The organism is Streptomyces sp. S.PB5 (genome assembly GCF_030403745.1).
Lineage (GTDB): Bacteria > Actinomycetota > Actinomycetes > Streptomycetales > Streptomycetaceae > Streptomyces.
In genome coordinates this window covers 19,987-38,845 of sequence record NZ_JAQMWP010000011.1, presented here as the reverse complement: position 1 = coordinate 38,845, position 18,859 = coordinate 19,987, and the positions used below count along the sequence as shown (strand labels likewise).

At 66.9% G+C, this 18,859-nt stretch carries 17 protein-coding genes; 6 read left to right on the top strand and 11 right to left on the bottom strand.

Going from position 1 to position 18,859, the window contains the following annotated elements:
• Position 1 precedes the first annotated feature (1 nt).
• Positions 2-283, top strand: coding sequence for a hypothetical protein (locus PH203_RS49715; protein WP_354671273.1), 282 nt, complete (start codon positions 2-4; stop codon positions 281-283).
• Here PH203_RS49715 and PH203_RS27900 read toward each other — a convergent pair.
• The 9 genes from PH203_RS27900 to PH203_RS27860 all read right to left on the bottom strand — a co-directional run bounded on the left by PH203_RS27900 (position 255) and on the right by PH203_RS27860 (position 10,291).
• On the bottom strand, positions 255-1,535 hold the full coding sequence (locus tag PH203_RS27900) for an MFS transporter (protein ID WP_289923279.1): 1,281 nt from the start codon (positions 1,533-1,535) through the stop codon (positions 255-257). The two genes, PH203_RS49715 and PH203_RS27900, sit on opposite strands and share 29 nt — an antisense overlap.
• Positions 1,532-3,568 carry an ABC transporter ATP-binding protein gene (locus PH203_RS27895; RefSeq protein ID WP_289923662.1) on the bottom strand — a complete coding sequence of 679 codons (2,037 nt, stop codon included), beginning with the start codon at positions 3,566-3,568 and terminating at the stop codon, positions 1,532-1,534. Before PH203_RS27895 ends, PH203_RS27900 begins: the two co-directional genes overlap by 4 nt.
• Positions 3,565-4,197: a hypothetical protein gene (locus PH203_RS27890; RefSeq protein WP_289923278.1), complete on the bottom strand. Its 633-nt coding sequence runs from the start codon at positions 4,195-4,197 to the stop codon at positions 3,565-3,567. Before PH203_RS27890 ends, PH203_RS27895 begins: the two co-directional genes overlap by 4 nt.
• A 26-nt stretch (positions 4,198-4,223) precedes the next feature.
• Entirely contained in the window at positions 4,224-4,913 is a 690-nt protein-coding gene (locus PH203_RS27885; RefSeq protein ID WP_289923660.1) for a 3'-5' exonuclease, read from the bottom strand.
• Between the two features lie 5 nt (positions 4,914-4,918).
• Positions 4,919-5,785 (bottom strand): aminoglycoside phosphotransferase family protein, encoded by an 867-nt coding sequence (locus PH203_RS27880; protein ID WP_289923277.1) that lies wholly within the window; start codon positions 5,783-5,785, stop codon positions 4,919-4,921.
• A gap of 234 nt (positions 5,786-6,019) precedes the next feature.
• Positions 6,020-7,051, bottom strand: a complete 1,032-nt coding sequence (locus PH203_RS27875; protein ID WP_289923276.1) for a phosphotransferase — start codon at positions 7,049-7,051, stop codon at positions 6,020-6,022.
• 205 nt (positions 7,052-7,256) lie between these two features.
• Positions 7,257-8,783, bottom strand: a complete 1,527-nt coding sequence (locus tag PH203_RS27870) for an amino acid permease (RefSeq protein ID WP_289923275.1) — start codon at positions 8,781-8,783, stop codon at positions 7,257-7,259.
• Positions 8,784-8,863: 80 nt separating this feature from the next.
• Positions 8,864-9,745, bottom strand: a complete 882-nt coding sequence (locus tag PH203_RS27865; RefSeq protein WP_289923274.1) for a hypothetical protein — start codon at positions 9,743-9,745, stop codon at positions 8,864-8,866.
• A gap of 351 nt (positions 9,746-10,096) precedes the next feature.
• The gene (locus PH203_RS27860; protein ID WP_200688470.1) at positions 10,097-10,291 is read right to left on the bottom strand and encodes a hypothetical protein; all 195 of its coding nucleotides are present in this window, start codon (positions 10,289-10,291) and stop codon (positions 10,097-10,099) included.
• A 465-nt stretch (positions 10,292-10,756) separates the two neighbouring features.
• On the opposite strand from PH203_RS27860, the gene PH203_RS27855 reads away from it, so the two are divergent.
• From PH203_RS27855 to PH203_RS27835, 5 genes are all read left to right on the top strand, one after another.
• A complete protein-coding gene (locus PH203_RS27855) occupies positions 10,757-12,133 on the top strand; it encodes a helix-turn-helix transcriptional regulator (RefSeq protein WP_289923273.1) in 1,377 nt (458 codons plus the stop codon).
• The gene (locus PH203_RS27850; RefSeq protein WP_354671267.1) at positions 12,078-12,779 is read left to right on the top strand and encodes a 2'-5' RNA ligase family protein; all 702 of its coding nucleotides are present in this window, start codon (positions 12,078-12,080) and stop codon (positions 12,777-12,779) included. The genes PH203_RS27855 and PH203_RS27850 overlap by 56 nt, the downstream gene beginning before the upstream one ends.
• A 208-nt stretch (positions 12,780-12,987) precedes the next feature.
• Positions 12,988-13,713, top strand: coding sequence for an HAD hydrolase-like protein (locus tag PH203_RS27845; RefSeq protein ID WP_289923271.1), 726 nt, complete (start codon positions 12,988-12,990; stop codon positions 13,711-13,713).
• Positions 13,714-13,962: 249 nt separating this feature from the next.
• Positions 13,963-15,195: a helix-turn-helix transcriptional regulator gene (locus PH203_RS27840; RefSeq protein WP_289923270.1), complete on the top strand. Its 1,233-nt coding sequence runs from the start codon at positions 13,963-13,965 to the stop codon at positions 15,193-15,195.
• Between the two features lie 5 nt (positions 15,196-15,200).
• Positions 15,201-15,755: a flavoprotein gene (locus PH203_RS27835; RefSeq protein ID WP_289923268.1), complete on the top strand. Its 555-nt coding sequence runs from the start codon at positions 15,201-15,203 to the stop codon at positions 15,753-15,755.
• 863 nt (positions 15,756-16,618) lie between these two features.
• Here PH203_RS27835 and PH203_RS27830 read toward each other — a convergent pair.
• Positions 16,619-17,176 (bottom strand): SMI1/KNR4 family protein, encoded by a 558-nt coding sequence (locus PH203_RS27830; RefSeq protein ID WP_289923267.1) that lies wholly within the window; start codon positions 17,174-17,176, stop codon positions 16,619-16,621.
• Between the two features lie 49 nt (positions 17,177-17,225).
• Positions 17,226-18,788: an ISL3 family transposase gene (locus PH203_RS27825; RefSeq protein ID WP_289923266.1), complete on the bottom strand. Its 1,563-nt coding sequence runs from the start codon at positions 18,786-18,788 to the stop codon at positions 17,226-17,228.
• Positions 18,789-18,859: the final 71 nt, after the last annotated feature.

Sequence of the window (18,859 nt, the reverse complement as noted above, 5' to 3'; positions counted from 1 at the left end):
CGTGGAGAAGCGTCTTGAGCTCGACCTCCCACAGTTCGGCGATCTGGCCGTCGGCCCGGCCGGTTATGTTGTCGATCTCGATGACGCGGCGGGCACCGAGCGGATCGATGCCGACGAAGTGAGTTCTCTGGATTTCCTCGGCGTGATCCGCCCACTCCAGCCCGCCTCCAGGTACGGCGATGTCCGGTGTGCACCGGCCCAGTTGGGCTTGACGGTGTGTCTGCGGACGGTGCGCTGCACGCCTGATGCACTGCTCATGACAGGCTCCTGGACTCCGCGCTAGCAGGGGCCTGCAGCGGGATGGAGCGCAGGGCACGAACCGGGGACTGCCACAGCACCCCGAACGGCACGAGCAGCGCGCACGTGATCACCGTCAGGGTCGGGCGCAGCCCGATCCAGGTGCCGAGCCCGCCGGCTAGGAGTGCTGCGAAGGGCCGCAGGCCGAAGGCAAGGAACGCGCCCGTGGACTGGGCGCGGCCCTGCAGGTGGGCGGGGCACAGTTCCTGGCGGACGCTGCGCTGCAGACCGCCGTGGGCAACCGCGGCGCAGGTCTGGAGGGCCATGCCCGTTCCGATCGCGAGCTGCCCGGCGAGACCCGGTCCGGCCAGGACGAGTGGCAGCTGGGCGAGCGGGTTGAGGGCGAGAGCGGTGAGCATGACCCGTCCCGGACCCCAGCGCCGTTCGAGCGGCCGCCAGACGAGGGCGCCTATAAACCCGCCCACGCCGCCGGCGCCCATGACGAGGCCGAGGGCGGTCGGACTCCAGGCGAGGTTCCGCAGCAGATACAGCGACCAGAGCGCCGAGCTGGCGGCGAGGACGAACGAGGTGGCGGAGTTGGCCAGCACGATGGCGCGCACGACCGGCTGGGTGAGGGTGTAGTCGAGGCCCTCCCTGATCTCCGCCCAGTGGCTTACGCCGGCGCGGCGCGGCTCGGGGGCGGGCTCGCGGTGGCGGACGCGCAGTAGGCACCAGGCGGAGAGCAGATAGGAGAGGGCGTCCAGGGCGATCGCGCGGGCCGCGCCGAGCGCGGTGACCAGGAGGCCGCCGAGGTTGTTGCCAGCCAGGTCAGCGAGCGAGTTGGACGCCCCGAGCTTGGAGTTGCCCTCCTTGAGCTGCTCGCCGGACAGCAGGCTGGGCAGGTAGCTGATCGCGGCGTTGCTGCCGATCACGTTGAACGCCGAGACGAGGAAGGCGACCAGAAACAGCTGGCCCAGAGTGACGCTGGCGAGCCACTGGGCGATCGGGATGCTCGCCAGGGTCGCGGCGCACAGCGCGTTGCAGCTGATGATGATCGGCTTCTTGCGGTAGCGGTCGGCCAGCACCCCGGCATGCAGGGACAGCAGCAGCTGCGGCAGCTTCCCGGCGAATGCGATCAACGCGACGTGCATTGTGGTGGCGTGCAGGACCACCACGGCGAGGACCGACGTGCCGATCGAGGTGACACCGCTGCCGATCACGTTGCCGCTCTGGCCCGCCCAGTACCACCGGAAGTCCGCGTGCCGCCATAAACTCCCGGCGGACCCGGTCGCCGTCACCGTGCACCATCCTGCGCCGAACTCCGCTTTGCTGCATGCCCGTTCTGTGCCGGGATCCCGTATGCGCTGCCATTTGGTTCGGTGGTGAACTGGCTGGCCTGCAGGTTGTAGAGCTCGGCATACAGGGAACCGTCCTGGGCGAGGAGCTCGTCTGGGCTGCCGGACTCGACGAGGCGGCCGTCGTCGAGGACGTGCACGAGGTCGGCGTGCCGTACCGAGGCCAGCCGGTGGGTGATCAGCACGATGGTCTGCCCAGCATCGGCGAGCGCCCGAATCCGGTCGAATACCTCCAACTCGGCCCGGGCGTCCAGGGCCGCGGTGGGCTCATCCACGATCAAGACTTCGCCGGCCCGGTGGGCTGCCCGAGCGATCCCGAGGCGCTGCCACTGTCCGCCGGACAGTTCCACGCCACCGCGAAAGCCTCGGCCGAGCAGAGTGTCGAGCCCCCGGGGCAGCTTCGCGATGACCTCCTGGGCGCCGGCGTGGTCGATGGCTGGCCTCAGCCCGGCATCGTCCATGGGCAGTTCGGGACGGCCGATCGCCACGTTCACCCGGGCGGTGAACACCCATCGGGTGAAGTCCTGCGCCACCATCGCGATCCGCGAGGCCAGTTGCTCCCGCGAGGCCCGTGCAGCGTCCACGTCATTCCACAGGATCCGGCCACGACTCGGCTGATACAGCCCGGCCAGCAGCTTGACCAGCGTCGACTTGCCGGCGCCGTTGACGCCGACGAGTGCCACGATCTTCCCGGTGGGGATGGACAGCGACACGTCCTTCAAGGCCTCGCCGTCCTGCCCGGGGTAGGCGAACGACACCTGCTCGAAGCGGATCTCATCCACCTGCTCCGGCAGGTCCACGCCGCCGGACGGGATGGCCCGCTGGTCCGCCTCGGCGATCAGCCGCTGCAGGTCGGCGACGTAAAGGATCTCGCTGTTCAGGGAGTTGAGCTGGTTGACCAGCGTGGTCAGGCTGGATGCCCCGGTGCGGATGCCGATGATGGCGGTGCCCGCTACCGCAAGGTCCATGAACCCGAACCACAGCAGGGCGAACAGGGCACTGTAGGTGGCGGCGGTGGCCAGACCGGTCCATGCCGAGGCAATCAACACGGTGCGCCCCTCCTGGCGAGCCACCCGCTCCTTCTCCGCCTCGGCGGCCTCCGACATGCCGCGATAGTGCTCCAGCAAGAACGGGCCAACCTGGTGCACCCGGATCTCCGGTGCCGTCTTCGGATCAATGATCATCGATGAGATCTTCGAGCACGCCCTCGAGTGCTGGACCCACGTCTGCCACAACCGGTACCGGCGCCGGGCCGTCGCCAGAGCCGACCAGCCACTGGGCAGCGCCATCAGCACGAGCATGGGCATCAACGCCCAGTGGAGCACGGTCAGTACACCGATCGCGGCGATGAACCCGAGGAGCGCGTTGATGACCTGGGTGCCCATGCGGACGGAGAACCGGGCGGCCATCGCTCCGTGCTGCGCGGAGTCCAGCAGCCGGTGGAAGTCGTCGTCCTCGATCGCCGCGAGTTCGACCTGGCAGGCCCGCTCCAGGTAGGTCTCGGTCGCCTTCCGCTCGACCTTCGGCTCGAGCCGGCCCGTCGCATAGATCGAGCGCGACCGGCACAGCGACGCCACCATCATGGCCACTGCAACGACCACGAGCGCCGGAGCGGCCGCCTGCGCCTGCTCCTGTAGGGAGCCATCGGCCATCACATGTGCCAGGGCCGCGTTGACCGCGAGCAGGGTGACGATACGGGTCAGGCCCTGGCCCAGCTCGGCACCGATCAACTGCCAGGTCGCACTGCGGTCGGCCGCCCAGGCCAACCGGACCACGGTCACCAGCTGCGCCGGCAGCTGCCTGACCATGCCGGTGAAGGTGATGTTCAGCCGGGCGTCTTCATGCCGTGACCAGCCCTGGTCATAGCGCAGCGGACCGCCGAACAGCAGCTTCTCGGACTCGGAGACAACCGGCTCCGGCCCCTCGTCCTTGGCCGTGCTGGTACTGGATTCGCTTGCTCCCCCCAGTGTGTTCACCAAGCCATCCCCTGCCTCGGGATCTCCTCGACCTTGGCGCCCGGTGTGAGACGCAGCCCCCACCGGTCGCAGGCGATACGTTCGGCGGCCTCCGCCTGGAGATGGGCCTGCTCACCCCAGCCGAACAGCTCGACCGCCTGTCGCGGCGGGGCGAGCAGCCTCAGCAGGCTCCGCCCGGCCGGATCCGGGGCAGCGGCTGCGATGTGCGTGACGCGGGCGGCATAGCGGACCCGCGCGTAAGGTCCGCCGCCGCCGAACACTGTGCCCTCGGCGTCGTATACGTAGCCCAGGTAGCAGGGGTCGGCCAGGGCAGCCTGGGCCTCTTCCCGAGTCTCGCGGATCAGGCAACGGGTCGGATCGCCGCCGTCGGCCTGTTCGATCTTCCCGCCGGGCAGCAGCGGTAGCCAGTAGGTGGTGTCGAGCAGGACTGCACAGCGGCCGTCCGGTACGAACAGCCACCCCCACACCTGGCGGATCGGCAGGGCGGATGGGACGGGAGCGGGATGCCATGGCCACTGCTGGCATTCGGTGACCATGAACGGCACCGTCTCGCCGTCGTGGTTGTGCCGCTGTGCCGGTGGGGCGGTGGATAGGGCAAGGGGTGAGCGGTTGTCGGGGCGGTCGGGCACAGGCCTCTCCTTAACAACACGGTGTGTCAAAGCAGTTCGAGCTGTGTGGGGCGGGCGGTGCGGGGCGTGATGCCGGCCGCGCGGACGAGATCACCGAGGGTGTGGAGGGTGTGGAGGGTGTGGAGGGTGTGGTGGCGGGTGGCGTCGGTGAGCAGCGCCCGGAACAGGGCGGCGGTGACGGTGACGTCGTCCATCGCCCGATGCCGGTGTGCAGGCTGGGGGATCCCGCAGTGCGCCAGCAGCGCGTCGAGGCTGTAGGAGGGCAGGCCGGGCCACACGCGACGAGCCAGAAGTCGGGTGCAGATCAATCGCGTGTCCGCCAGGCGCGGGCAGTGGTCGCGGTAGCGGTAGATGAACCCGGCCTCGACCGGAGCATGATGTGCCACCAGCATCTTGGGGCGGGCCGGCAGAGCCACGTCCAGGGTGTGCAGCACGGTGGCGGCGCCGGGGGCCTCGGCGACGTCGCTAGCCGTGATGCCGGTCTGCTTCGTGTCGAGCGCGGTGACGGGCGCATGGAGGGGCGGGCGGATCAGCGACTGGAACTCGAACCCGCTGCGTACCGGCCCCTGGCCTGGCGCGTGCTGAATTCCCAGGGCTGCGACCTCGATCGGCTCCGGGGAGGCCCCCTTCGGCGTCGTGCCCTCGAAGTCGATCGTGATGAAGTGGGTCTCTTGGAATGCGGGGTCGCTGGCGAGCCGCGGATTCTCCCGGCGCATGGGCGTCACCGCCCGACCGTGCTTCGGGTGTGCTCGGCGCGAAGATTCATGATCATGGCGTGGGCTTCGTCGACGAGCTCCAGGTCGTGGTGCTGGGTGCCGAACCGTACGGAGTCCAGCGCGTCCAGCACGCCGTACGCGATGCGTGCCTGCTGTTCTTCGGGAGTGAGAGGGTGGGCGTAGCCGCTGGCGAAAGCGGCAGCGAGGTCAGGCCGCTGGTAGAGGTCCCGGTAGTAGAGGCGGCTCAAGTCCCTGCGTACGGCGGGCTCGTGCTGGGTCCGCTCGAAGTCGATGACGCGGAGGTACTGCTCGCGGTCGTCCCACATCCAGTTCCTGGGCCTGTAGTCCCCGTGCGCCACCACGGCATTCAGACAGGACGGGGCCTTCGAAGCGAGAGCGCCAAGGAACTTCAGGTCGTCGATGGTGAGGTAAGCCTCGGCGGCTGCCAGCAGCTTCTCCAAGTCGGCTTCCCACTCGGACCCCGCCTCGGTGGAGGAACTGGGCCGGGGGTCGGCAGCGTGCAGCCGGGCCAGCAGCGCGCCAGCCTGTCGATACGCCTCCCGCTCCTGCTCGGCCGGCAGCCGCAGCTTGTCCAAGCTCTGGCCGGGTACGGCAGTGACCAGCACCGTCCGGGTCTCCGCATCAGAGGCGACCAGCGTCGGAGTCCGGTCCGGCCCGAGGGCGGCAGTCCACTTTGTGTAGGCGTCGACCTCGCGACGGTGCAGTTTGGGGCCCGCGTTCTGCTTGGCGTACCACCTTGTGCCGTCGGGGGCTTCGAGCTCCCAGACCGAGGTGCGGAGCGAGTCGGAACGGGGGCGCTCGGCGATGACCTCGTGGGTGTCGGTCACTGTGGAGAGCAGGCTGTGGAACATGGCGGGCAAGGTCTTCACTGCGGGGGCGCCTCTCTTCGCGGCAACGTCACGAACCCTGAGTGATCTCATCCGCACCCAGAGTCGCGGGGTGGTGGTGAAGAATGTCATGAGCCACTGACAACGCCCCCGGCCGTTCGTCCTGAATTGATCAACGTGAACAGGATCAGCAGCACCGCTTGCCGCCTCGCTGCAGCTGGAGGCGAAGGGACTGAGCATCGTCGTGGTGGACATGGATCACCGGCCCTGATTGACATCCGTCAGGGCAGCCTCGATCTCGTCGAGGCTGGCGAGCAGACGCCGTATCGCCACCTGCCGATCTCCCCAGTACTGCTCAAGGCCGACGTGCGATTGCTCAGACGGCTCGTCGTCGCTTGGGGTAGCACTGTGGAAGCCGTAGAGCATGTCCAGCAATGCGACTCGAGCACAGGCTTCGGTATGCGGGAGGGTGGGATTCTGTGACCGGTACGCCTCGATCATCCGTACTGCGAACTGCTGCCAGCCGTTTCTGTGAGCCACGGTGAAGGGATCGAAGGCGGCGCGACCCAACTCCCACACGGGAGATCCTTTTACGCTACGGAAGTTGAGGACGCCGGTAACTGAGTCGGCAACCATGAACACGTGAGCGCAGGCGAAGTCCCCGTGCACCGCCTGGTCCGTCAACTCCGCAGGCAGCCCGGCCCGAAGTCGATCAGTATGTGCGACGAGGTCCAGCTGACGGCCGAGCAGCCGGCCACGGACCTGCGCCAGGTCGCGAGGGTCCCGCTGCCGGATCGTCTCCAACGCGACCGCGCACTCGGCCACCCCTTCATCAGGGGACATGGTGCGCCAGTCTGGGCGCACCGTTAACTCGGGAAAGGGGTACGCAGCCAAGACCCGGTGCATCCGCCCCAGCACGGTGCCCATGCTCTCGGCGCGCGCCATGGTCATGGATCTCGTGTCCGCGCGGCCCAGAACATCGTCGGCCACAGCCCACGCGCTGCCCTCCGATACGGCGACGAGGTCACCGTCACGGTCGGGCCAGACCCGTGGCACGGGAAGATCGGCGGCCCTGCAGAACTCCGACATGTCCCATGCCGCCCGCGCCAGGTTCACGTCGACCGATGTGGCGTACTCCGCGACCCGCAGCCGCCGGCCATCAGCGGTCAGGACACGTCGATTCACGGACTCGCTGTCTGCCGACGTCCACTCCACTGAATCGACCGAGATTCCATACCGCTCGGCGAGGACGTCTGCCGTGAGTTCGTCCATCCAGGCGTCGTCGTCCATGCGGCTCACGGATTTCCCTTTCTGTACTAGGCGGTGAACGGGGGCACGGCGAAGGCGTGCCTTTGCAGATCAAGAACTGGCGGCGGAGGAGGCAGGTGCTTGAAGGTTCGTGGGCTCGCTGCCTTCTCGCTGGCATGGCGGCGGCAGGCAGCGAGCCCACTGGGTAGCTATCGGGCTGAATGGACTGCGTCCCGTCCCCGGCCTGTCACCGTGCTGCGTTCTGCGGGACGGGGCTGGTCTGTGCGGCGTGCTTCGGGTGTTGGGGGTTGAGGAACCAGTGACGGGCGGAGGCGAGCCACCATCCCCCAGCGAAGATCACCACTACGCCGACGGCGACGGGTGCGTAGTTGAAGGTCTCCAAGGTCACTGGGGACGCCTGGGGCAGCATGAAGAGCACGGTGATCACGGCAACCCAGGTCACGGCGATCACGCCGATCGGGGTGGACCAGCGGCCGAGATGCCACGGGCCGCGCCGGAAGGAGTCGCCTTGACGCAGCCGCAGCAGCGTCGGGATGACGTACGCGATGTACAGACCGATCGTCGCGATCGACGTGACGGCCGCGTACGCGGTCGAGTTGACCAGGTAGGGAAGGCCGAGGACGAAGGCACCGCCGGCGGCAAGCCAGACCGCATTGGTCGGCGTGCGGGTTCCCGGGTGCAGCTTGTGCCACGTCTTGGAGAAGGGCAGGGCCCCGTCACGGGAGAAGGCGTAGATCATGCGCGAGTTGGCGGTCACGCTGGCCATGCCGCAGAAGAGTTGGGCTCCGATGACGATGAGCAGCATCATCTTGCCGGTGCTCTCGCCGAGGGCATCCAGGAAGATCTGCGCAGGCGGGACTCCGGTCTTGGAGTCGAGGGAGCCGCTGTAGGACTGGATGGCGAAGGTCAGTCCGAAGAGGAGTACGAACCCGGCGGCCCAGGAGACCAGGATGGACCGGATGATCCCGCGGGGTCCCTCGACGGAGGCGTTCTTGGTTTCCTCGGTCATGTGGGCGGAGGCGTCGTATCCGGTGAAGGTGTACTGGGCCATCAGCAGGCCGATCAAGCTGACGTAGATCGCCGAGCCCCAGCCCGTGTTGTTGACGAACTCGGTGAAGACGAACTGCGGGGACTGGTGGTGATCGGGGACCAGGAGGAGCGCGCCGACGATCACCACCACGCCGATCAGGTGCCACCAGACACTGACCGTGTTGAAGAAGCCCACGATCCGGACGCGGAACGTGTTCACGAGAGCGTGCAGGACGAGGATGACGCCGAACAGAACGATCGTGTGCCCGGGAGTGGCCGCGTAGCCGAACTGCAAGTCCATGTAGGCGTTCAGGAACGAAGCGGCACCGAAATCGATCCCCGCGGTGACCGCCACCTGACCCAAGGTGTTAAACCATCCGGTAAACCAGGCCCACGCAGGCGCGGACTGTCGTGGGGCCAGCTTGTGGGCCCAGAAGTAGAGGCCAGCCGACGTGGGGTAGGAGGAGCAGACCTCCGCCATGGCCAGGCCGACGAGCAGGGTCATCAGGCCGACGAGTACCCAGCCCCACATGATCAGCGCGGGGCCGCCGGTGTTCATGCCGTACGCGTACATGGTCAAGCAGCCGCTGAGGATGCTGATGATCGTGAAGCTGACCGCGAAGTTCTGCCTGCCGCTCATGCTGCGGTCGAGTGTCTGGGTAATGCCCAGTTCAGCGAGGCGCTCCTCTTCCGACTGTGTGGTGCTCGGAGTGTCTAGGGGCATGGGGGTACTTCCTCCGTTGTGAATGCGTCCAGCTCATTGGGCTGTGTCAGGGGTTTGAACTCAGCGGCAGGACCTTGTGCTCACGGCTCGGCGAGTTTCATCGCCCAGCCGCGATGGCGGCGGAACAAGGTCGTGGCGTCGCCGCAGTAGCCCCACGGCACATCGGTGGCGTACGGGCCGATGGCGTCGAAGACATCTGCGGCCTCCAGGTGCCGGCCTGCGAAGGACATGGCGTGCGCTAGGTAGTTGGCGTCCTCGTGGAAGGCGGCGTGAGGCCGCTTGGGGGCCCGGCAGTCCCACCAGTTCGTCCACGCCTGGTTGGTCGAGGGATTGTCCGTCCACGGGTGAACGGTCAGTCCGTAACGGTCTCCGTCCACTTCCATGCGCAGGCGGTGGGTTTCGGCAAGGGCCACCAGCGGCAGCACGTGCAGCGGCAGCCCTCGCGGGGTGTGGGCACACCGCTCCTGTGCCCAGTGGAATACCTCTCCGCCTGTGCCATGCCAGGAGGGGAAAAGGTAGGTGAGTAGTTCGTGGTGCGCTTCCCGGTTCCAGGGATCGCATTCAATTGCCTGCTGCCACAGCTGATTTACCGTCGCGCGCCATTCGCGGTCGCGTGGAGGCGAATGGAAGCGCGTCAACGCGAGCATGACAACGTAAGGGGATGGATCATTCGGCAAGGCGTCAGCGGCGGCATCGCAGGTATCCCACGCCTGTCGCATCGCCTCGCTGACGCCCCGTCCCCGGCCGGCAGCCATCGACCTCAGTGCCTGCACGTTGGCCAGCAGCGCCAGGGCGTGCGGAGAGCGTGGCTCCGCCTGCGCCCATGTGTCAGCGAACGTCAGTCGTACTCCGATGCGGGCGAGGACCTGCAGACGGAAGATCCGCCTGTCCCAGTCGGCCCCCGTCGAGGCAAGGAGCTCTCGAGCACCTTCCCAGCGACCCATCGCAGCATCCTCGATCACCCTACGAAGGGCGGCGTCGTCCCGGGCCGGATGCCGGTCGAGGGCAGGTCTGTGCCTACCCATGGCCCTCCTGCCTCGCGTGCGCCTCAGATGGGGCGAGCTGCTGAGTCCCGACGGGCGAGGCTTCCCCTCGTGCTTGAACTGCGCTCTTGCCCTCCGGCGCGGGCGGCGAGAGGCGTTGGGCCCCCAGCGGCGGCGCAGCGGTGGCCAGGCTCACCGCCAGGCGCGCAGGCACATCGGGTATCGGCATCATCGAAAGTCCTCGGGGCACGTCCGGTGGTGGAAAGACCGCCAGGGCATGGGGGTGAAGGGAGGGGAGCCAACAACCTCGCCCATGCCCCGACGGTCGGCTTAGAAGTCGATCTTTGCGATCAGCTCGACCGCGCCCTGCACGCCCTCTTTGATGCTCGGTGCCGCAGAGCTGCTGGCCAGGAAGAAGCCGAACAGGATGCACACGATGCCGTGCGCGACGTTCAGGCCCGCCTTCTTCATGAGGAGGAAAACGATCACACCCAGGAGCACGACGGCAGAGAAGCTAACGACCACAACGGGCCTCCAAGTGGTGGCGCCTGCCGCGGCACGATTGCTGCACCACCAGATGCCGCTGGGGCATCCGCGTCAAGGGCTGATCCATCCGTACGTGTAAGGCCGAAAGCACCTTGGACTCCGGTCGCCGAGATCAGGGATAGCTGAGTCCACAGCGCGAGCGTCGCGTGCTGGGCCGGAAAGATCCGTTCCCGGATGGTTTGTCGGTGCTACGCACTGCTGGAGACCCCAGAGTGGTGGGAAAACGCGCGGTGCGCACATTTCTCAGGTGATATCACTGGAGTGATTGCGGGTTCAGCCGGGGCAGTTGAGCCAGCAGGTCCGCGTTCAATCGGGGAGGCAGAAGTGCTTGCGCAGTCGCCGCGACGCTGCGAACGGTGCGGCTGCCAACTGAGCCAGTACAACTCGGGAATCCTCTGCTCGGCTTGCCATCGCTCGCACAGTCTGACCCCACCCGCTCCCTCCGTGCCCGAACACGTGTGGCGGAACGCTGATGTTCAACGGGCTTTATCTACCTGGAACTTCGGTGAAGCGACGCGCCTGATCCGTCAGCGTGGATCACTCCGCCAAGATGACGTCGCTCAGCTCACCGGGCTCAGCCAAGCATTCCTCTCCATGCTCGAAGCGGGCCGTCGGCGCCTCACCAACATCGACAAGATCGTCGAGTTCCTTACCGGACTCGATGTCCCACCAGAGCTCGCTCCCTTCCCGCGCCCCGGGGTTCAACACGCTCCAGTCGTCGCAGCTGAGTGGGAGAGCCCGCTCGAGATCGCCAAGCGTCTGAACACCCTCACCTCGTCCCATACGGATCCGGCGACGCTGCGCCTACTGGAGCAGCAGATCACGGACATCGTGGACCGCTATGAACAAGAAGGCCCACACCAGCTCGTGTCGGTCACCACCGAACTACGCACCTATGTACAGCCGTTGTTGGAGGAGCAGCAGCCACCCAGGCAGCGTGAAGCCTTATTCCGGCTGGCCGCGCAGGCCTCCGGACTTCTTGGCTACATGGCCGTCAACGCCGGCCGCGAGGTCTTAGCGGAGGCATACTGCACGGAGGCCCACGCGCTCGCGGCCGAGATCGACGACCAAGATCTGATGATGTGGGCTCTGGGCACTCGATCATTGAGCGCCTACTACGCTGGGCGCTTCGCCGATGCCCTCACCTGGGCCAGGGCGGGCATAGATATCGATCCTCGTAATCCCCAAGCAATTCGCCTCCTGGCCAACGGAAGCGCCCGTGCCCTGGGAAAGCTTGGGGACGCCACCGGCGCCGAGCGCGCCCTCGCCCAGGCAGAGGAGCTCAGCGGGCAGCATGCGCTGCCCGAGGGGCTCACTTCGTGCATCTCCTTCGCCCCCTACAGCTTGGCCCGGACCCTGGCCAACGCCGCCACCGCCCACGTTGCGCTCGCTGACACCCCCAAAGTCATCGCATACGCCGAGCAGATCGACGGGCTCGTAGCGCAGTCCGACTCCGCCTGGAGCCAAGCCTTGGTCAGTCTCGATGTCGCCACCGCCCTGCTGACCGGGGCGCGGCCTGACGTTGAGCACGCCATGGTTCTCGGGCGGCAGGTACTCGACGCCGGCGGTGGGCCACCGATCCGGTCCGTGGTGCAGCGCGCCGGAGAACTCGCTGACCGCGCCACCCAGTGGCGCGACCTGCCGGCCGTACGCAACTACACGGAAGCCCTGCGCGTGTGGCGCTCCTCCCCGCTGACCCGCGCCGTGGCCGAATCTGCCAAGATGACACGCCCAGACGGACAGCCGCGAGCGAGAGGCGCCGCCAGTGCTCTTGACCGCCAGCCCTACCGCGTTTCCCACCGCCCCTCCGCCCAGCACTGATGACCCCCACATCATCACCGCGCACGACTGGGCGGCCTTCGCCACCGTCGATCAGATGAAAAACCACTGGGACCGGCCAGGCTGGCACGCATCCACGCGCGCCTACTACTGGATGCTCACCTTCGCCGATGCCGCCGCCCTTACCGAGCAGATGCGGTCCTGCCAGCAGCGGCTCGCTTCGCTCGACTTCGACCTCATCGACGAGGACGGGCTACACCTGACCCTGGGGAGGATCGGTCGAGCCAACGAGGTCAGCGAAGCCCAGCTTCACACGCTCCGCGCCCGAGCAGCAGCGCGCCTTCCCGATGCCTTCACCATCAGTGCAGTCCCGATGGCTGCCTCTCGCGGAGCCATCCGCTACAGCGTCGCCCCGTGGACCCCACTCATCAACCTCCACAGTGACCTGTCGCTTACGAGCGATCAGTGCGGGCTGCCGCTGAAGAAGCCGACCTCCGTGCTGCGCCCGCACATCGGCATTGCCTACTGCAACCGCACTCTGGACGCGCACAAAGTACGGGAGGCGATCCGGCCGCTGCGCGATCTACCCGCCGTCACACTGCCGATCGGACAGGTCGATCTGGTGGAACTACGGCGCGAAGATCGTGCCTACCGATGGCGCACCCTCGCCGTACTGCCCCTGCGCTGACGACAAGACCTCGGTACGCGATCGGCTCCGATCCTGCGCAGTGAGGTGGCGGTCAGGCGCCGCCGAACTCTTCGGTGATGATGTCTGATGCCGGGGCAGTTGAGGCTCACCAGGCCGTGCTCAGCAGCGCGGCAGTGGGGTCTCCGTACTCGTCGCCTCGCCGCGAACAGCGAGGCTGCCAGTAGACGGGAGCAAGGAACTGAAGGACATGGCAGAACGGCAGACCCTCATCCTCTGGGACATCGACCGCACCCTGCTCTACGTCGGGGATATTGACCGGCAGGTGTACCGCGAGACGTTCGCTGAAGTGGTAGGCCGCCCCGCCGAGCGGCTGCCAGCACGTGGTACCGGCGTGACCATGCCCCTCGCCATCTCCTCCCTGCTCTTGGACAACGGCGTACCGGAATCATTGGTCCCAGACCTACTGGGACGGATGATGGAGCTGCTGCCTAAGCGGCTGGCAGCCCACACAGAAGATCTCCGCGGGCAAGGTGTCCTCATGCCCGGAGCCGTCGCGGCCCTCGAAGCCGTGCAGGGGCACGAGCACTGGGTGCCGACAGCCGTCACTGGCAACCTCAAGCCGAACGCTCTGCTGAAGCTCGCGGCCTTCAACCTCGACGGCTACCTCGATACCGAAATCGGCGGGTTTGCCTCCGACGACGACCATCGGCCTGCGCTCGTCCGTATCGCGCAGAAGCGCGCGCAGGTCAAACACGGGACGGTCTTCACCCGTGCCAACACCGTGATCATCGGAGACTCCCTTGAGGACGTTCGCACCGGTCTTGAGGGTGGTGCTTCGGTGATCGGGGTGACCTCGGGCAAGACCACGGGAGACGAGCTTGCTGCCGCCGGTGCCGACATCGTCCTCGACAGCCTTGAAGATGTGCCCAAACTGTGTGCGTCCATTAAGGACGTGACGGTTCAAGGGGATTAGAGAGGCGGCTCCCGGCTTCTCCCATCCGCGGCAGCTGCATAGCGGTCGCGGGGGATTGTCGCGGCGCGCGGGTATCCAGTGCAGCCACGTTTCCACCGAGCCTTTCGTAGCCGGACAGAGTGTCCGGCCCACGCTGGCCCTGGGAGCGGAAGCTGAGGCTGGCACCACCTACCCGAATCACTGCCTGATCCCGGGATCTGGTCGGCCGCTACCGTGAATTGCAGACCTAGAGTCGGGGAGGCAGCCCACATGCGGGGTCTCGGGGATCACCTCAGCGTAGGGGAGCGAATTGCGTTCTACCGCGAGCGTCGTGGCTACACACAGCCTGTGCTCGCAGGGCTCGTCGGGCGTAGCACCGACTGGCTGTCGAAGATCGAACGAGGTGTGCGGAAGGCTCCGAGGATCGACAAGCTCGCCGAGCTCGCACGCGTGCTACGCGTCCCTCTCGGTGACCTTATGGGGCAGCCCCTCCTCATGGAGGACGATCAGAAGCACATGGACGACGTGCCCGCTGTCCGTGATGCGTTGATGAGCCCCCGTCGACTCTCGAAGCTGCTGTTCGAGCCGACGGCACAGAGCCAAGTTCCCAGACCGGAGCAAGCCCAGATACTCGTGGAACGCAGCTGGGGCCACTATCAAGCAGGCGTTCTCGGGGACGTCATCACCGCGCTCCCCGGTCTGCTCCGAACCGCCCAGGAGCTCGAAGACCTTCCCCACGGCGATCAACGTCGGCGCGGTCTCATGGTCTCCGCGCGTACGCACCATCTGGCAGCTACTGCACTCGCCAAGATCGGCGAGTCGGACCTGTCGTGGCTCGCGGCCGAACGTGCCATGCGGGCTGCCGATGAGTCCGAAGATCCACTGTCGCTCGCCTCTGCCGCACGCTCTGGTACGCATGCGCTCCTGGCCAACGGCCGTTACGAAGACGCCCTCGAATTGGGAGACACCGCGGCGGCCTGGCTTGCGCGTCAGGTCGATGAGAACGATCCCGCCGCCCTGAGCCTGCTCGGGATGATCCACCTGCGCGCGGCGGTGGCCGCGGCGCGGCACCAGGACAGGTCTACGGCCACCGCCTTGCTTGAGCGAGCAACGGGGCTGGCTGATCGGCTCGGCTCCGACGAGAACTACTGGCAGACGTGCTTCGGCCCGACGAATGTCGCACTGCACCGAGTCTCCATCGAACTGGACCTGGAGAACATCCCATACGTCATCGACAACGGGAGCATTGACGTCGACCACATGCCGCCGGAACGCGCGGTGTCCCACCGCATCGACTACGCCCGCGCCCTGTGCCTCAGCGGACGCGTCGACGACGCGTTCAACGAGCTACGTGAGGCTGAGCGCACGTCGCCGCAGCTCGTGCGGAACAATCCGCGGGTGCGGGAGACTCTTCGTGATCTGAGGAAGCAGTCTCCGGTCACTGGCGGCAGACACTCGTCCGAGCTGCTGGCCATGGCCCAACGGTGCAGGGCGGTGCAATGAGGTTGATGCAGGGCAAGGTGCTGGGCGTCGTCGGTTCGGGCGCCGGCGGAGTCGAGGAGCTGCGGACGGGACTCGTGGTGCCCGCCCTCGAACGCGGGTGGACCGTCGCGGTCACGCTCACGCCGACAGCAGGTGAGTGGCTCCGCTCCAGCGGAGAGGCCGCCAAGATTGAGGAGCTGACGGGCCTGCCCGTACGAACCGAGTCGCGTCTACCTGGGGACTCCCGCCCGCACCCTCCGGTGGACTGCTACACCGTTGCCCCTGCGAGCGCCAATACCGTTGCCAAGCTCGCCTTGGGCATTTCGGACAACCAAGCGTTGACTCAGGTGAACGAGGCGATCGGGACCCTCGATTTGCCGATTGTCGTATGGCCGCGAGTGAACGCCGCGCACGCCCGTCACCCTGCGTGGGAGGGGCACATCAAAGCCCTGCACGACGTGGGTGTTCGGCTGATCTACGGGGACGAGATGTGGCCGCTCGCCGAGCCGCGGGCTGGGATGCCAGGCCGCCGGTACCCGTGGGAAGCCGTACTAGCCGAGGTAGATCGGGCTCTTTCCTGACACTCAATCAAGAACCGTCACAGCATGCGTAATCGGACCCGGACAGATTGTCCGGGTCACTCGCTTTGATTGGAGGCAGCCTGGGTGCACTACCGACTGCGCTGGTGAGGAAGCGGGCGGCCACGACGCGGGAGACGGTCACGCGGCTGCCCTCCTGCGGTCGTTACGGCGTACGTCACGAATCCAGCCGCACCGAGGAGTGGATGCCTGTGTCAGGACTGCGCACCGCGGGAGGACCCGTGACTGCCGTACGCACGCGTCGCTGCAACGAGTGCGACTGCCAACTGAGCCGATACAACAAGGAGGACTACTGCAGCGCCTGTCTCCGGGGACAACAGACAGCGCCACCGACAACCCTTCGCATACCCGATCATGTCTGGGAAGTGCCAGAAGTCCGGTTAGCCCTCGCAGAGCGAGACTTCGGGAGACTCTGCACGTTGGTGCGAACCCTCGGGCGGCTACGACAGGATGACATGGTCACGCTGACTGGCTTGAGTCAGTCATTCCTGTCAATGCTTGAAACAGGCGCGCGTCGTCTCACAAACATAGACAGAATCGTCCAACTTCTCGCCGGCTTGAAAGTCCCCCTCGAACTCACTGGACCGATACTGCGGCCGCAGGCAAGTCAGGAAGCAAGCGACCCCCATTCGCTCAGCCGGGTATCGCCATCTCCCCAGGCCCGCGCAATGACTTCTGAGAGTCCTGGACGACCGCAAAGAGTCAGAGCACACGACGCGGTGGCCGGGGCGCACTGAAAAGATGGGCCACGCCCAGGCCGACATGCTCATGTCTGAGCACGGTTGCGCGGACATCAACGATGGGTCTCGCAAGATTTTCGTGAAGTAGTAACCGAGCGTGCTGGATCACGGGGTGTGCGAGGGAGGCGCGGAGAGTTCCAGGGCTCGGTTGTCCCGTCCGGCTGCCATGTCGTCGAGCCAGAGTTCGTACCAGGCGATGAAGTCTGCGGCCGGTGAGAGCTCTGGGCCCCAGAATCCGTCGGAGTTGCCGGTGAGGATCCGTCCGCGGAGCGGGCCCGTGATGCCGAGCAGGACCAGGTCGCTGCAGCCTGCCTCGATGATGTGGAGGAAGAGGTCGCCGTGGTGCTGGCGCTGTTCCAGCGGCGTGAAGCCACGTGAAGTGTTCGTCGCCGATTCCGGGTCCATGGTGAACAGTTCGTACTGCTCCAGCGGTAGCAGACCGTAGAACGGGGCCGCACCGGTGGCGCCCAGTTGGGTCAGGAATGCTCGGAAGGCGCTGGGAAGCGCGATTCCGAGATCAGCTTCGAAGGATTGCACCCGTTCCTCCGAAAGCGGCGGCCCGAGGCGGAACTTGTGCTTGTCCTCGCCGAAGGAACGGCTGCGATGCAGGTTGGCGGTGATCTTCACCAGTTTGTCGTGGAGGCGTGGGAGCCGCGGGTTCATGAGCGTCTCCCTTCGTAGCCTTCGGCAATCTATCTGGTTCGCCGCGTTTTCAGTGAGCCAGCAGGATGCGGTGGCGGAGGAGGTGGTGTCCGGCCCTTCCGAACATCTGGCGTTTCAACATCTTGATCCGGTTGACGTGTCCTTCGACAACACCCGAACTCCAGGGCAGGGTCAGCCCGGCGCGGACCGCGTCGAGGTCGCGGGCCAGGCTGTTGGCGAATCCGTGCAGCTCCGGAACGCCGCTGGTCCTGGCGGAGTTGAGCCAGCCGTCGAGGCTCTGGTCGCCCCGGCGGTTGACGAGCATCTCGGCGAACTCCTCGACCAGCGTGCGGATAGTGGCGAGGTCGGGGCAGCGGGCGCTGAACTCCTTGAGCAGGGCCCGGTCCGGCTCGGCCAAGGCGTCGGGATGGGTGAGGATCAGTGCGCTGACCTCTCGCGCCTTTGGCGCCAGCGACCGGGGCGTGGGCGCGCCGCGCTCGCGCATCCGGTGAACGAAGCGGCGGACGGTGCGTTTGCTGACGTGGATGCCCTGGGCGGTGAGTTCGGCGTGCAGGATGTGGGCGCCGGTGCAGCCCTCGTCCCAGCGCCGGGCAAGGTAGTCGGCGTGCGCGTCGAGCATTCCAGTGCGGCCCGACGGCCCGTGGGTGAGGATCTCCTCGACCGTGGCCGCGCGCATGAACCTGCGGACGGTCTTGGGGTCCAGTCGCAGCTCCCGCATGATCCCGGTCAGGCCCACGCCCCGTTCCATCAGGGCATGCACGGCGGCATGGCGTTGCCGGTTGCGCTGGGTGAGCGGGCCCTCGTCCTTGTCTGGCAAAACCTCCGCGGTGGCAGAAGGCTCGCGCTCCGGCGGCAGCCAGGTGTAGCGGAGTCGGCCAGTGGCCCGCTCGACCGCAGTGCCCAGGTTCTGCCACAAGTGGAAGCGGTCAGCGCATTGTTGAGCCTGCGGAGCACCCCGTCGGGCCCCATCGCTGAAGGAGTTGGCCCGGTCCCGGCAGATCACCTGGGCTCCTGGGTGGGTCGCGAGCCAGTCGGCGAACGTATCGCCCGAGTAGTCGGCAAGGATGTCGATGACCCGGTGGGTCTCGACATCGACCAGCACCGTGCCGTAACGGCGGGACCGCTTGAGGGCGAACTCGTCGACTCCCAGGATCCGCGGACACTCCACCACCGGCTCCGGCAGCGCGAGCACGATGGACAGCAGCGTCACCCGGCTGACCATGACGTTGAGCACGGCCAACAGCCGGGCTCCAGCACTGCCGGCCAGCGCCAGGCCCACCGCTCGCAGCATCTCCAGCAGCAGCGGGGTGTAGCGGCCGTACCGGATGGTCAGCCCCTCGACCTGCTCAGCGAACGTACAGCGCGAGCAGTCCGGAGTGCCGCAGAACAGCCGCCGCACGCTCAGCACGATCACCACCGGTCTGCCACCGACCGCCGCGTCCGCGAGGCGCCGCTGGTACCGGCTGTGCACCCGGCGCGACTCGGTTCCGCAGTCCGGACACGGCAAGAGGACCTCATCCCGGGTACGCGCCGTGATGCGCAACACCCCGCTCTCCACGACCACTTGCTCCACCAGCACCTTCTCCAGGTGCGGGAGCAGCATCCCGAGCATGTCCGCACACAGTACGGACAATGGCACCGCCGTGACGGACTGTCACCTCGTCACGAAAATCTTGCGAGACC